The organism is Tenacibaculum aiptasiae (assembly GCF_965221665.1).
Classification (GTDB): domain Bacteria; phylum Bacteroidota; class Bacteroidia; order Flavobacteriales; family Flavobacteriaceae; genus Polaribacter; species Polaribacter aiptasiae.
In genome coordinates, this window is the sequence record NZ_CBDCSN010000002.1 from 1814075 (window position 1) to 1830175 (window position 16101).

Annotated in this window: 11 protein-coding genes; 4 read left to right on the forward strand and 7 right to left on the reverse strand. The window is 27.3% G+C overall.

Annotation, left to right across the window (positions count from 1 at the left end):
- Positions 1-157 precede the first annotated feature (157 nt).
- Entirely contained in the window at positions 158-619 is a 462-nt protein-coding gene (locus ACOQN8_RS08710) for an Lrp/AsnC family transcriptional regulator (protein ID WP_272151373.1), read from the forward strand.
- Between the two features lie 13 nt (positions 620-632).
- On the opposite strand, the gene ACOQN8_RS08715 is transcribed toward ACOQN8_RS08710, so the two are convergent.
- From ACOQN8_RS08715 to ACOQN8_RS08745, 7 genes are all read right to left on the reverse strand, one after another.
- Positions 633-2585, reverse strand: coding sequence for a DUF3857 domain-containing protein (locus ACOQN8_RS08715; protein WP_420552385.1), 1953 nt, complete (start codon positions 2583-2585; stop codon positions 633-635).
- Positions 2585-4594, reverse strand: coding sequence for a transglutaminase family protein (locus ACOQN8_RS08720; RefSeq protein WP_420552386.1), 2010 nt, complete (start codon positions 4592-4594; stop codon positions 2585-2587). The genes ACOQN8_RS08715 and ACOQN8_RS08720 overlap by 1 nt, the downstream gene beginning before the upstream one ends.
- A 36-nt stretch (positions 4595-4630) precedes the next feature.
- Positions 4631-6652 carry a DUF3857 domain-containing protein gene (locus ACOQN8_RS08725; protein WP_420552387.1) on the reverse strand — a complete coding sequence of 674 codons (2022 nt, stop codon included), beginning with the start codon at positions 6650-6652 and terminating at the stop codon, positions 4631-4633.
- 8 nt (positions 6653-6660) lie between these two features.
- Entirely contained in the window at positions 6661-8574 is a 1914-nt protein-coding gene (locus ACOQN8_RS08730; protein WP_420552388.1) for a DUF3857 domain-containing protein, read from the reverse strand.
- A gap of 70 nt (positions 8575-8644) precedes the next feature.
- Positions 8645-9745 carry a DUF4407 domain-containing protein gene (locus tag ACOQN8_RS08735; protein ID WP_420552389.1) on the reverse strand — a complete coding sequence of 367 codons (1101 nt, stop codon included), beginning with the start codon at positions 9743-9745 and terminating at the stop codon, positions 8645-8647.
- A 92-nt stretch (positions 9746-9837) separates the two neighbouring features.
- The gene (locus ACOQN8_RS08740) at positions 9838-12843 is read right to left on the reverse strand and encodes a M56 family metallopeptidase (RefSeq protein WP_420552390.1); all 3006 of its coding nucleotides are present in this window, start codon (positions 12841-12843) and stop codon (positions 9838-9840) included.
- The gene (locus tag ACOQN8_RS08745) at positions 12843-13211 is read right to left on the reverse strand and encodes a BlaI/MecI/CopY family transcriptional regulator (RefSeq protein WP_235275092.1); all 369 of its coding nucleotides are present in this window, start codon (positions 13209-13211) and stop codon (positions 12843-12845) included. The genes ACOQN8_RS08740 and ACOQN8_RS08745 overlap by 1 nt, the downstream gene beginning before the upstream one ends.
- Positions 13212-13288: 77 nt before the next feature.
- Here ACOQN8_RS08745 and ACOQN8_RS08750 point away from each other — a divergent pair, with 77 nt between their 5' ends.
- From ACOQN8_RS08750 to ACOQN8_RS08760, 3 genes are all read left to right on the forward strand, one after another.
- Positions 13289-14734, forward strand: a complete 1446-nt coding sequence (locus ACOQN8_RS08750; protein WP_420552391.1) for a sensor histidine kinase — start codon at positions 13289-13291, stop codon at positions 14732-14734.
- Position 14735: 1 nt separating this feature from the next.
- A complete protein-coding gene (locus tag ACOQN8_RS08755; RefSeq protein ID WP_420552392.1) occupies positions 14736-15434 on the forward strand; it encodes a response regulator transcription factor in 699 nt (232 codons plus the stop codon).
- A 102-nt stretch (positions 15435-15536) separates the two neighbouring features.
- Positions 15537-16088 (forward strand): hypothetical protein, encoded by a 552-nt coding sequence (locus ACOQN8_RS08760; protein WP_420552393.1) that lies wholly within the window; start codon positions 15537-15539, stop codon positions 16086-16088.
- The last annotated feature ends 13 nt before the right edge of the window (positions 16089-16101 follow it).

The window sequence follows — 16101 nt, forward strand, 5'->3', positions numbered from 1 at the left end:
ATGTTTAGTTGTTTATAGGACTATAAATGACTTGTTTTTTTGATTAAAAATCAATTAAAATTAATGTTTGTAGTTTTTTATTCTTTATTTTGTTGAATAATTAGTTTTTATAATGGTTTTTTAAAATTGATGAGTTTAAAAAACGTAAATTTTTCAGATGAAATTAGATCGAATTGATAAAAAGCTTTTAGAATTACTTCAAAAAGATAGTAAGCAAACCACGAAACAGCTTTCATTAGAATTAGGATTATCAGTAACAGCAGTATACGAACGTATAAAAAAGTTGGAAAGAAGTGAGATAATTACTCAATATGTAGCTTTAATTAATAAAAATAAAGTAGGGAAATCATTCTTAGTTTTTTGCCATATTAAATTAGAAAAACATGCCAAAGAATATATTGCTGCTTTTGAAAGAGAAATAAATAAATTAGAAGAAGTGGCAGAGTGTTTTCATGTAAGTGGTGATTATGACTATATTTTAAAAATTTATGTTAAGGATATGGATGAGTATCGTGAGTTTATGGTAAATAAACTTACAGCCTTAAAACATATTGGTAGTACTCATAGTACATTTACTATTGGAGAAGTTAAAAGCTCTAACGTAATATCATTATTATAAAAAAAACGAACGATTAATCGTTCGTTTTTTCAATTTCAATAAAAACATCTTGTGCTTTAATTATTTGGTTATAGAACTCCTTTAAATGGTAGTATTCGTCATTAGAGTAAGTTCTTCTATTAATGTTTAGTTTAAAATATATATTTAGAGTATTGTTAATGCTCTTAACTTTTAAAATATATTGACCTCCTTTGTTAGGTAAAGCCAGTACTTTACTTTCAGGTAGTTTTTTAAACTTATATCTTTCAGGTAGTTTTAAGGATAATATATATGTGTATTTTCTTGGGAAAGCATAATCTATAGGATAATCTCTATGATTAAGTTTGAAAGGGTTTTTAGTGAATCTATCTATTAAAAAAGGATTCATTCTAATTTTATTGTTAAGATCAAAATCATTAAAAGCAATGGTGTAAATTTGATGTAAGGCTTTGTTATTTTGTTCTAAATTATTAAAATCTAGATTTTCAACTTCGATATTTGAATGTTCGGATTCAAAGTTGTCGATATAATCATCCTTGCTAGATTCGCTAATTTCTTCTCTATCATTTGCAGCAAAATATCCATTAGTAGAAACCATTAAACTACCGTTTAATTCGTTTTCTTCATTAAAAGATAATAATGCTTTTGTAGTCCTGTAAGTTATTTTACTTAAAGTAATGGTTTCCCAATAGCTTCCTTTTTTAAAATCCATTACTCTACCTTCTCCATTTAAAGCCATGTATTGAACTAAACCAAAGGGTAATTTTTTCTTTGTTGCATCTAAAAAATAAGTTTTATCATTAATTACAGCTTTAACTAATAAGTAGTTAAAATCATTTATTACTGGGTGTAGTTTAGTTGGTATAGCCTTATTTCTTGTTGATGTAAGTACTAAATAGCTTTTTATGTTAGCGGCTTGAAGAGCATTGTATAATGATAGATTAATATCGAAAATATTACCAATTCTATTTTTATAAGCTTTTTTTATTCTTACTTTTTTTGAAGGCCAATATTTTTCATTCCAAGTGAAATGATTTTGAATAGTGGTATAAATTTTCTGAGCTCTTTTTAAATCATCTTTTATTAAGAACAGGTCAGAGGCTAATTCATTTTTGAAAAAATGTTTTTTAGAAACTTGATTATCTAAAAAGTTATATTTCAAGTTTTTGTCGGCATCTTTCCATGTTTTGGTGTATTTTTTTATACTTCCTGATAGATTTGTGTATGATTGAAGTTCAAAAACTAGTTTAGAAATAAAGTTTTCTTTGCTTAACATGTAACTTTCTTCCTTAAAGGCTGGGATATTATCTATTCCGAAGTCTAAAATTAAACAATCGCCACTATTAAAACTAGATGTATCTATGCAGTTCTTTTTTATGGAAGTATTATTTCTATTAAGTTTTAAAAATCCCATAATTCTAATATTGTATTTCCAGTTTCCTAAAATAGCAGCGGTAAAATCACTTTTAATTTTAGGAATGTCTGATTGAAAATACCAATCGTCAATATTAGAATAAGGAGATGTTACAGAATACTTGTATTCAATAACACAGCCAGGATTAATATTGGGAAGTGTAAAAGTTACTTCTTTCCACTTGTTGTATAAATCAACGGTATAAATTTTATTGCTTTCTAAGTGAGTTTTTAAAATTTTATTTTGATCAGAAATATTATAAGTAATTCCTTTTATTGAATGTATTTTTTCATCTCCATATAACGGAATCTTTACTGTGGCTTTGTTTTCACCTTCTTTTTTTAATATTTTTATCTTAAAATAATAATCGGTGGTTTTATCATAATTCCTTTTTTCATCTAAGTAATAATTAGCGTGTTCATAAAGGACCACTGCGTTAGCGGTTGTATCTTTTTTATATTCTTTCATGGTTAAGTCAAGAATATTTATATTTCCCATTTTAGTTGATTTACTTTTTTGAGAAAAACCATTTAAGCTTAGTAGGTAAATTAAAATTAAGAGTAACTTTTTCATTATTTTTTAATTAATACAATTTTTTCTGTTTGTTTTTCGACAAGTTGTTTGTAAAATTCTTGTAAAACTTTATAATATTCAGGAGAAACACTATTTGAATTTAGTTGTGTTATTGAAGTTAGCTTTAATTTGTTTCCGAGAACTATAATTTTATATTTAAAAGAACCAAGATTATCTGGAAGTCTAATAGCTTGTTCCTTTGGATATGACTCGATACTATATTGTTTAGGTATTGAAAGAGATACTGTGAATTTATTTTGCCAAGAGGTTCCGTAATCTATTGGAAAATTTCTTTCTTTAGATTTAAATGGATTTTCTGTCATAGCTAAGAAGAATAAAGGAGAAAAGTATAATTTGTTATTTATTTCTTCTATGTGACTATCTCCAGTAAATTTTATAGACTGTATAATTGGTTTACCTAAAGATTGTTTATTTAAAATTTTAAACTCATCAATTTCTATGTTATATCTTTCTTCTAAACTAGTTATTCGGTCTTCTTTTTTCTTTAAATTGTTTTTTTGACGATAATACATAGCTTTATGTCCTGTTAAAGATTTTCGGTGCATTCCTTGAATAGATCCAGTATCATTAATCTTTATATGTAAAACATCATTCTCTTTAGAAAGAGATGAAGGTATCAAGTTTGTATCTTGTAAGATTCCATTTTCTAAAATTTCTTTTCCGTACCAGTTTAATGTTCTAAAAGGTAGGATATTAGGTGAAGAGTATTTTTCTGTAGCATCTAATAGTATATGTTGTCCATTGGAAAGATTAACTTTAGATATCACATAGTTAAAACCATCTGTTGTAGGGAAAAGTGGTATGCCATTTTTTATAGTACTTATTAAAACAGGATTAGCATTTAATCCAGCAGAACGTAGCATAGATGTTAATGCTAAATTAATTTCAGCAACATTTCCAACACCTTCTTTATAAGCTTTTTTTACACCCTTATTTACATACTTTCCATAATAGCCATTCCATTTAATTTTCGATTTGATAAACTGAAATATTCTTATTGCTTTTTCTGTATTGTTTTTTGTCGAAGTAGTAATATTAATAATCTCATCTTTATAATAGTTATCTTTATTTAGTTCTCCGCCAAAGCTGGAAGAATTATATACAGTTTTACATACATCTTCCCAAGTATTGGAGAAAGATTTATATATGGTATTAGGAATTTTAACTCCACTTATTTCAAATTTTATAGCAGATTTATATTTGTTTAGATTAAGAATATAGGGCTCGTTTTTGGCAATTTTTGGAGTGTTTTTTTTGTTTATAGTATAAATAATATCATTAAATTCTAGAACACCACTAAATTTTTTAGATTGATAACCATTAATTTGATTAACCATTTTAGTGTATCTATATGGAATTTTTCTTTGTTTGGAGCTTTTATCCAAATTTAATGGTAAGTATCCAGTTACATGATATTTATTAGTGAAGTATTCTGGAATTTTAACTATTAGGTTGCTTTCCTTTATAGGATAATTATCTTGAAGATATATTTTATCAATATGGGAAGGGAAAGGAGAAGTGATTGTATAACTTAAGTCTATAACCGAATAATCTTGAGCATTTGGCATAGTAAAGTTTGTGGAAAACCAATTTTTATTTATTACCTCTTTAAAGACATCTTTTTTATTCAATTTAGTCTTTTCAATTTTATTGTTTTTTAAATTAAAGACAAATGCTTTTATTAATGAAACTTTTTCAGTTCTGCTACCAGAAGTAAAAAGCCTGATTTTTTTTGTAATTATATCAGGATCATTTTTTGAATAAAGTTTAATACGTTCTTTTACTTTAGTTATAATTCTCCAGCCGTAATCATAACTATAAGTGTATGAAATGTTTTTTTCTTTATATAAATAAGCAGCTTCAGCGGTTGAATCTAAAGGATAAAATTTTTCCTCTAAAGCTTCTTTAGAAACTTTACCAAATTTTATTTTTTGCCCCACTATTGTTGCCGAAAAGGTTAATATAAATAGTAATAATATTTTTTTCATAGCAATTTAATTAGGTTCAATATATTTTTTATAATCTTAAATTTTCTTATTGTTTTTAGTTAGGACAACTTTTTCTGTTTGCTTTTCAATAAGTTGTTTATAAAATAATCTCAATGAACTGTAATATTGTGGAGCAATTATATTCTTTTTGATTTCTAATAAAGAAGATAGTTTTATCTTATTTTCAGTAACTGAAATATTATATTTAAATATTCCAAGGTTATTAGGTAGCCCTATAGCTAGTTTTTGAGGGTAGGATTCAACAGTGTAGCCTTCTGGTATTGTGATTGAAACAGAAAATTTCTCTTGCCAAGGCATTACATAATCTACAGGGAAATTTCTTTCTTTAGATTTAAATGGATTTTCTGTCATAGCTAAGAAGAATAAAGGAGAAAAGTATAACTTATTATTAATTTCTTCAATATGACTATCTCCAGTGAACTTTATCGATTGTGAAATAGGTTTACCTAATGTTTTTTTATTTAGTACTTTAAATTCATCAATTTCTATGTTGTATTTTTCTTCTAAACTGGTTATTCGATCTTCATCCTTTTTAAAGTTATATTTTTGACGATAAAACATAGCAGTATGATCTGTTAAAGATCTTCGGAACATTCCTTCAATATTTCCTGTATTATCAATTTTTAAGTATAAAATGTTATTTTCTTTAGTTGGAGTAGAGGGAACGAGATTAACTTGATTAGAAAGTCCATCATTAAAAATTTCTCTCCCATACCAATTTAATGTTCTGTAAGGTAGTATGTTTGGGTAAGAATATTTTTCAGTTGCATCTAATAAAGCATATTTTCCATTTGAAAAATTTACTTTGGTAATAACATAATCAAAACCATCAAGAGTAGGGAATAGAGGAACTCCATTGCTTTTAGTGCTAACTAAAACTGGATTTGCATTTAAACCAGCAAAACGAAGCATAGATGTTAGCATAAGGTTTATTTCTGCAGAATTTCCTACACCTTCTTTGTAAGCTTTTTTAACACCTATATCAGTATATTTGCTTATAAATTCGTTCCAGTTTACTTTTGATTTTACATATTGAAATATGATTGCAATCTTTTCAAAATCATTTTTAGCGGTACTAATAAGGTTAGTTAAATCTTTTTTGTAGTAGCTGCTTTTTTCTAATTCTTTACCAAAACTAGAAGATTTGTAAATTGTTTTACAAACATTTTTCCATGTAGTGGAATAATTTTGATATGATGAGTTAGGAAACCTTGTTCCTGCTAATTCATATTGAATAGCTCCTCTGTAATTGTTTAAGCTCCCAGAAAAAGGTTCGTTAGTTTTTAAAGCAGGTATGTTTTCTTTAAAAAAAGCATCGACCTTAGTAAGGTAAGGAACTTTAGTGGAATGAAATGTTGCCTTTATACTACCTGTTTCAGATCTAGTTTTAGAATTAAGTATAATAGATTGATTTTTTTTAGATTTTTGTGGAATAATACCATAATATCCTTTAGAAGAATTATTAAAAACGAAATATTCTGGAATTTCTACTTTATAATCTAATTTTTTGACTGGAATGGGATATTGAAAATTTAAAGTTCTAATTTCCCAATAAGGTGATTTTATAGTATACTTTAAATCTATAATAGCTCCTTCTTTTACATTAGGATGCGTTATTTTCTTTTGACTTCTATATTTGTTTATTTGCTCATCGAAAATATCTTTTCTTTGAAGTTTGTGTTTTACAATTTTACCATTTTCTATAATAAATGTGTATGCTTTAATTGATGAAATATCTTCTTTTTTTCCAACTTTGGGTCTATAATAATTAATCTTTTTGTTAGCATATTTAAACCCTTCTTTTGTATATATTTTTATTCTTTCATGGTATTCGGTTACTACGTGAAAACCTCCATTACCTTGTTCGTGTTTAAAATAAGTTCTTCTTTTTTTATATAAATAAGAAGCGCTAGCAGTTGAGTCTTTTGGATTGAGTTTTTCTTCTAAAGCTTCTTTGGAAACTTTACCAAATTTTATTTTTTGAGCAACTGTTGTTAGCGATAGCATCAATGCAAGGATGAATAGTGTTTTTTTCATAGTGTTTTTTATTTTTTGATTAACTCAGTTCTTAAGTTATCGAGTTTAGCAACTTTTTTTCTAAATTTTCTATAGGCTTTGTAATCTTCTTTTGGATGAATTCCTTTTTTTAGAGAGAACACTCTAGTGTACTTGAAGGAAGTTTCATTTATTTTTTCAAATGTTAATTTGTAGGTTCCAAATTTATTATCAATACTTTTATTATCTGGTAAATTCATTATTAAATAACCGTTTGGGATTTTGAATGTAAATTCATCTTTATCAGTAAATCCTCTTTCTATATTTAAAAGTCTTTGCCTTTTTCTATATTTTTTTGGAACTCCAGTAATTCTATTGAATACGTTAAGTTTAAATAAGTAACTACTATCTCTTAAACTTGCAAATTTTTCAATTTTGATATTTATTTTTTCAGTAAATTCAATTTTATCTTTATCATTTGTATGTTTTACACTTTCAATTTCTAAATTATTATTGTAGTCCCAAACATTAGATGTATAATATTTATTTAGTTTTTTGGGAGGATAATTTTCAATACGATATTTGTCGCTATACTGTGTGCCATAAGATTTTCTTGTTAAAGAAGCATTTATACTTCCATCATCTAATAAATTAATGTTGGCTTTAATTGTTTGAAGGTTGTCGTTATTAATATAAGAGGGAGTTCTTTTAATGATTCCACCTTGAGGAGTAACTACTAATACATCTCTGTTATCAGTAAAATCTCCTAAAAAACCAAAAGGAGTTGTTTGACTAGTACACTCTAACCATATATCATTTCCTTCATTAGGAATGTTTAAAATCATATGATTACCTTGGAGAGCAGTGAAGTTTTTATCTATGTTTTTTTGATCTTGAGCATATACAAGTGTATGATAGGATTTAACCCCTACAGCATCTAAAAGGGCTTTTGTGTAATTTGTTAAACCTTTACAATCTCCATAACTTACTTCATCAACTTTATTTGCTGCAATTGGTTCCCAACCTCCAATATCTACTTGTACACTAATATATCGAGTTTTGTTTTGAACATAATCATAAATAATTTTTGCTTTTTCAATTGGAGAATCTACACCTTTAACTAAATTTTTTGCTTTTTCAATGGTTGCTGGTGATAGTTGATTTCGGTTAATTAATAGTTTGTTATACATCCAATTACCAAATTCTTTCCAGTTTTCTGCTTTACCAGTAATGCCTTTTAAACTAAATTGATTAAGGGAAACAGAAAGATTAGGTGAAAAATCCTCAAAATTTATAGTATACCTTTCATATTTTATAGGTTTTTGATTAGTTAGTGTGTACTTTAAATTATATTCATTTGAAGTGTTTTCAATTGGATAGCCTTCAAAGTTTTTTTCTCTTTTTCTAAAAGGAATATTTTTAGAATTATTTAATTGATAAACATTTTTCTCAATAGCTAAATTGTAACTTTCAATTGGAAACCATCTAGGAATAAAGCCTGTTGAAGAGTTTTTGTATTCAGATTCAAAAACTACAGTATATGGATATGAGGTTGGTGTATATTCTAAGTACTTTACTCTAGAATCAGAATATAGAGTTCCACCATCAATGGCACTAACATCTTGAAAATCTTTTTTTGAGTATTTTTTTATTTTATTTCCTAATGCGTCATATATAATGGCAGTTAACTTTGTTATTTTTGTGTCATCATTATAATGCTTGTAGGCATCTACATGTGTTTTACCAAGTTTGTTGAGTACAGTAACTATTCTCTTTTCTTTAACTACCATTTCATCAACAGCCAAAACATTAACAGTAGTTTCATTAAGTCTAATTACTGCATTAGCATTTTCTTTTAACTCTAAAGGGATAAGTAAAGAAGAGAGTTGTATGGATTCTTGAGAGAAGAGTTTAGTACATAACAATAGCGTTATCATTACGATAACGTAACCTGTTTTTTTCATGCAATTGTTTTTTTGATTAGTAAAAACAAAGGTAGAAAAAAAGCATTAAAAACTTAACTAATAAGTCGTTTTATAAAATTTCTTGTTGGTTTTTATAAAAAGAATCTGCTTGTAGTTTTAATAAATTACGAGCCATTTTTTGTTTGTAATTATAAATTTCTTCTTCGGTTTTTAAATCGGAATATACTTTGTTGTTAAGATCTGTATCGGTTTGTAAGACAGATTCACGTTGATGCACTTGTTGTTGAATCCAGGTTCTTACAAGCGACTCTTGATTTTCTAATTTAAAATCATATTCTCCTTTTGGACTTATTAGTTTTGAAAATATAGGAGCGGTTTCAATTGCTAAGAACAATAAAAAAATAAAAAAAGAAGGTAACCAAGGTAATTTGTTTAAAGCATTTATTCTAGCCATTAAACCATCAAAGCTAGAGATAATAGGTTGAGTTTGTGTTTCTGTTAGTTTCTGTTTTTCAAGTAAATTGGTAATAGCACTTTCTTTTTGGCTAATCTTTTCAGAATTTACTTTTTTTAATTCGTTTAGTTCGGCTAAAGAAGCATCGTGTTTTTCTCTTTTTTCTTTATAAACAGGTCCTTTTCCTAGAAGTTTAGTACCTTTTCTTCCTTCAGCTTCTGCTATATAGGTTTCATACAAAGTATCAGTTTCTTTTTGCTTGTCTACAATCTCAGTTTTTAAAACTTCTATTTCTTCTTTTATTTTATCAATCTCAGGAGTAAACTGTAGAGCTATTTGAGTTTTGTTCTCTAAAGTCATTTGATTTTTTTCAGTTAACAAAACTTGATTAATTTCCTTTTCAAATATTTTTAACTCTAGAGGTTTAGAAATAACCATAGCAATAATGAGTGCTAACAATAAGCGAGGAATTACTTGTAGAATTTCTTGACGTTTAGAATCTCTCTTTTTTATAGTAGAAACTATGAAGCGGTCTAAATTAAAAATTAATAATCCCCAAAGAAAACCAAAAAAGATAGAAGAATATATATTATCAAAAACAGTATATAAGGCATAGCTACAAGCTATGGTAGCCATTAGGGCTGTAAAAAAAACAGTAGCACCAATACCGGCGTACTTATTTTGCTCTCCATTGGAACAATCATTAATTAAATTCTGATCCACACCAGAGCATAAGAGGAAAAAATCTTTGATCATGAATATAAGCTTATACAGTAAGAACGATAGTTTGAAAAAAATGTTACAAAAAAGCCTCACATTGTGAGGCTTTTAACATAATTTTAAATTGATTACTTGCTAGTAACGTAGATTGAATTTTTACCTTCTTTACCTCTTTTTACATATATAGTTGCAACATTGTTTTTATTAATTTTATTGAATGCTGCCAAAGAAATAAGTTTGTTGTCTAAATAATAGGTGATTTCTTTAGTATTTCCTTTAGGTAAATTTAAAATTTCTTTATTAGTTAACTTATTTATTTTATCTATGCTGACTGTTTTTTGAGAAGATACATACTCTTTAGTAGTAAACTTAATTACTTTTTTATTATCAACATCTTGTGTTGAAACTCTTAACTCATTAGTATTTTTAGTTAACTCTATAGCTTCCTTATGCTTTAGTTTTTTATTATTAAAATAATAAGTGGCTTTTGGATATTTAAACACTAATTCACTAGCTGTCATTGGAGGTGGCGGCGGAGGTATCATTAGGCCTTTCCCTTTTTTTACAGCTGGTAATGACGCTTTTGTTAATTCTCTTTTTTTTACTTTAATAGATACTGGAACCGGTGGAGGAGGAATATTTGAATCTTCTCCTTTTTTTACTACCGGTGGAGGAGGAGGTATGCTACTAGTGTTCCCCTTTTTTACTTTTATTGAAACAGGAGCAGGTGGTGGTGGAAGAAGTTTTTTATCTTCAGCGGTTAATTCGCTTTTTAACTTATAAAAAGTTGAATTGTTTTTTGTAAGTGCCACATAAGGATGTACTGGGTTTATAGCTCTTTTAACTTTTTTCTTATCTGTTTTAGATAGTTTATAATATAGCGTTCCAAGTTTAGAGAATAAGTTATTTAATTGTTCTTTTCTCTTTTTTGAACTACTTATATAATGAGGTTTTTGGTTTCTTAATTTTTCGTATGAATTGTATAAAGAAGTATACTTTTTTATAGACTCATTATTTTGTTTTTTCCATTTTTTATAACTTTTAACAACTTTTTTATTTCGAGCATCAAAATACGCATGTGTACTTAATGAATATTGATATGGTTGCGGAAATTTTTGACTTCGAGCATTATTATGTACAAAACTTCCAAAAAATGTAGCAAAATCTGTATTATTATACTTATTAAGAGCATCATTGCCAACATGCTTTCCGTCAATCCAAATAGCATATTTTTTTCCATTTTTTAATTTTTCTAATAAACTCTTAGAAACTTTTTTCTTTTTAGAGACTAATGGAGGAGGAGGAGGTAAATTTCTTTTCTCATCATCGGTTAGTTCATTATATTTTTTAGAAATAATGTTTCCATTTTTATCCTTTTTACGTATCACCATATTACGATACATGTACTCTTGGCGAGATATTTCTTTTAAGGTATCTCTTTTTACAAGTTTTGTGTTTAAAGGTTTGTTTTTATCCAAAGCTACTTGTAAATACGTTGGGTTTACACCATCAGCAATACTTTGCTTAGAAGATTTTCTTTTTTGTTGAATTTCCTTAAGTAAATTATAAGAATTAAAACCTTCTTTTGTTAATAAATTATAATGATATTCTTGCTTTAGCTTGGCATACTTTGAAATTTTTCTTGAAGAAAAAGTAACAAAATTGTCAGGATTATATTTATTTAAATCATTATTGTTAATAACAACCCCATTAATTCTTACTACATAAACGTTAGCATTTTTAAGGTTGTTGAATTCAAATTTAGATAATGTTTTAAAGCTTTCTGGGTTAGTAGGAAAAAGCAACCACTTCTTTTTGTAGTAATCAGACAGCTCATGGTATTTTTTAGAAACCTTTTTACCACTTTTATCCTTTATCCAAAAGGTTTGTTTTAAATAATGATACTCTGGTGTAGATTTATAATCTGAATCATTTATTGTTTCAAGACTTACTGAGCTTGTATCTCCTAAAATATATTTGTTATCAGTAATGTGTATTTCACTTAAATATTTTTTAGTCAGCCTTTTTGTAATATCTTTTATTAAAGACATAACCACAAGGTCCTCATCCGTTTCTATTTTTAAATCTGATTTTTTACCATTGGTTTCTAGTAAAAACTCCTTTTTTAAGTTGTCTAACTTAATTAAGCGATTATTTAAATAGTACTTATTAGTTTTTGAATCTATTTTTAAAACAGGTGTTGTATTTAAAATAGGTGTTTTTAAATCTTTAGAAACTTCAGTGTCTAAAAGTATAGAGTTATCTATTTTTTCATAGATTTCTACTCTTTCTGCAAACGCGTAGATGCTTCCAGTTAGCAGCGGAATTACCGCCAGCTTTTTAAGCCAATTATTGACTTTTGATGTTTTAGTGCTCATCATAACTAATCGTTTTTTTGTTAATGAATAATTCAAATTACTGGCCAAGTAATAATCGTTGTTCCAAGCAGCTTTATTCAGTAATAAATATTGATACTCAGAAATATTTTTATAGTTATTTATCACCTCTCCGTCGGCAATAAATTCATGATTCAATTGAATTGATTTTTTTAAGAAATAAAATAGAGGGTTAAACCAAAAGACAATTCTTAGTATTTCAATAAGTAATACATCTATAGTGTGTCTTTGGGTTACATGTGTTAATTCGTGTGTAAATAATTCATCTTCTATTTTTTGAGAATTGTATTCTTCTTTATTTATAAAAATGTAATTCCAAAAAGTATAAGGACTTATAAGATCATCAACTAAAATAAGATGTGCTTTATCTATGGTAACTTTTATATTGGAAGTTATCTTCTTATATATTCTATATAGATTATACCCAAAGCGAATGGTTAAAAGAAGTGAAATAAAAACTGAAAAGCCTAAGGCTATATTCCAATAATTAATAGGGGATTCTTGTGGAATTTCTGGTTCTATATCAACAATTGTATAATTCAGCATTGCTGGAGCTTCAGTAACCTCAATAGGAACTTGTGTATAAATAACAAATAAAGGAGCCACAAAAGAAAATATTATACTTCCTAATAAATAGAACCGATTAAATTGATGCATTTTTTCGCGCTCTAATACCAAATGATAAAAGAGTAGCAATACTGCTAAACAAATACCGGATTTAATTAAATAGCTAGCCATTATTGTTGTTTTTTAATTTGATTATCAATAATGTTTTTTAATTCCTCCAATTCGGTAATCGATAAATCTGTTTCAGCAGTAAAAAACGATGCGAACTGACTTGCAGAATTATTAAAGAAATTTTTAATTAACCCATTAACATGTTTAGAAAAGTAATCTGATTTTTTAACCTTAGGATAGTACTCTCTCGATTTTCCAAAAAGTTTATAATCAATAAAGCCTTTGTCTTTCATTCTTTTTAATAAAGTAGCTACAGTTGTGGTAGCTGGTTTAGGCTCTGGAAATTCTGCTAGCAAATCTTTCATAAAAGCTTTGTCTAGTTTCCATAATAATTGCATTACTTGTTCTTCAGTTTTTGATAATTGCATTTCTACATGTTTAGAATTAACTCTACAAATGTAGAAATAAAATTTAATTCTACAAGTGTAGAGTTAAAATATTTTTTATGTTAATAAGATTTCTGTTAACGGTTAATACAAGGTTAACGGTCTATAAACATGCATTTTTACAAGAAGTTTACACTATTTTTGGAGTAATGAAAGGAAGAATAAACATATTAATAATTGTATCAATAATAGCTATTGTAACCTTATCTACAATACAGTATTCATTAATAAAAAACACTTTTACGTTGCAACGTGACTTGTTTTTTAATGAAGTAAAAAAGGACTTAGCATTTATAGAAACAGATGATAGTCCTGATTGGGATACTAAATATTTAGTAGAACTTAAAAAAGATGCTCAAACCTATAAAGAAGGAAAAATTACAAAGGGAGAATTGCTTAAAAGCTTTACTCTTCATAGAGATAGTATAAATAAAGAGTTTGTAACTTACTTTGAAGAGAAAATAAAAACAAAGAAATTACTATTCCCTGTAGATTTCCAAAAAGAAATAACTTCAGTTATTCTATTGGGGGAAGTAAATGATACAATACTAAATAATGAATCGGTTTTATTATATGGTAAAGAACTAAACCCAAAAACACGTTTCTTTTATAATAAAAGTGACTGGGAAACTGTGAGTAAAACAGTTAATGAAGGTAGTGAAAAAAATAATATTGGTTTTAAAATAAAAACTAGGAGCTATATAGATATTATAAATTGGAAGAGTGAAATCTTTAAACGTATGTTTTGGGTGCTTTTGCTAAGTTTTTTGTCAATAATAGCAGTAATTGGGTTGTTTACTTATGCATTGTATAGCTTGGTAAAACAGAAAAAGAATGCTGATATTAAAACCGATTTTGTAAATAATATTACACACGAATTAAAGACGCCTTTAGCTACTTTAAGTATTGCAACAAAAACATTACAACAGAAAAATATAGCGGAGAATAAAGAAATGTTTCAATCAGTGGTTAGTACAATTAATAGGCAGCGTGTTCGATTGCAAAATTTAATAGATCAAGTGGTGAATAATTCGTTGGGCTTTGAACAAATCAATCTACAAAAGGAAAATGTAGTTATTCAATATCATTTAAAAAACTTGATTGACGATTATAAAATTCAAAAGGAGGAAGTAACTATTTCGTTTGAATATTCAGCGCCTGAAGTGAATTTAAACTTAGATGTTTTTCATTTTAATACAGCTATTTTAAATTTATTAGACAATGCCGTTAAATATGGAGGAGATACAATAGATATTAGGTTGAAAAAAGAAAACAACCATGGTGTGTTAATAATAAAAGATAATGGTATTGGGATTGCAAAAAGGAACCACAAAAAAATATTTGATAAATTTTACAGAGTAAACAATACAACGATACATAATGTAAAAGGTTTAGGATTAGGACTGTATTATGTAAATCAAATTGTAAAAGCACATCAAGGAACTATCCAATTAGATAGCGAGTTAGAAAAAGGCACAACAATAACAATTAAAATTCCTGTGTAAGATGAAAAAAGTACTATTAGCTGAGGATGATATCGATTTTGGAAATATTTTAAAGCAGTATTTAACGTTGCATAATTTCAATGTTACTTGGACAAAGAATGGAGAAGAGGCATTGCAGGTAGCTATGGATGAAACATTTGATATTTGTGTTTTTGATGTGATGATGCCTAAGTTAGACGGTTTTTCACTGGCAGAAAAGGTAATAGAAAAATATCCAGAAGTTCCATTTATCTTTTTAACGGCACGTAACCAAAAGGAGGATAAAATTAAAGGACTGAAACTGGGTGCAGACGATTATATCATTAAACCTTTTGAAGCGGACGAACTTATTCTCAGGTTACAAAATATTATAAAAAGGAGTCAACAAAGCAATACCAATGTAATAATAACAGATAGTTTTAAAATTGGGAATTACGATTTTAATCCACAAAAGCTAATATTAAAATTACAGGACAATACACAAAGACTAACTGAAAAAGAAGCCGAATTAATTCAGTTTTTGTTTACTCATAAAAATCAATTATTAAAAAGAGATGAAATATTGAATGCAGTATGGAATACTGATGATTTTTTCTCAGGGAGAAGTATGGATGTTTTTATAAGCAGACTACGGAAATACTTTAAAGATGATGCGAATATAAAAATTGAAAGCATAAGAGGAGTAGGGCTAGAATTTAAGATAGCTTCTCTAGAAAAATAAACACAATTACATATAAAAATAATAGAATTTCTATAACACAAAATTATAGAGACAGTCATTTTATTGACTAAAAACAAGGTTTGATTTTAAAAATAAATACACATGAGAGCTTTAGTAACAGTAACAATCACAGCAATTTTCTTAACAGCATTTACATTAAGTGCTCAAACACCACCAACGCCACCTACACCGCCATCAACATCAACAACGCATAGTGTAACACAGAGCACTACTTACACAAATTCATCAAGTAATCATAGTAGTGGTTCAAGTTCCATTTCTGTAAAGAAAACCAATTCAACGTTTAAATTTAGAGCCTCTTATAGAGATGAATTAACAAATAATGTATCGAGATACTTGCAAGACAATCTTGATGGAATGAAGTTTACGAATACAAACGATTCTACTTTCTGGATAATTGAAAAAAACGACGAAGAAGCATTTAAATGTAAAGTTTCAGAAGGAGGCATCAGAATTTTTGTAGAAAGAGAGTTGACTTCTAAAAAGTTTCAAAACAAGATTGAAAAAATAGTAGAAAACTTGAAATATATTGTGAATAACGAAGATCCTAGGAAAGCTAAAGCCAAGCGAGTTAAAGAAGCAGAGAAAGCTTTAGAATTAGCAAAAGAAGCTTATAAAAGAGCTACGAGATAGTATCAAAAGAAAA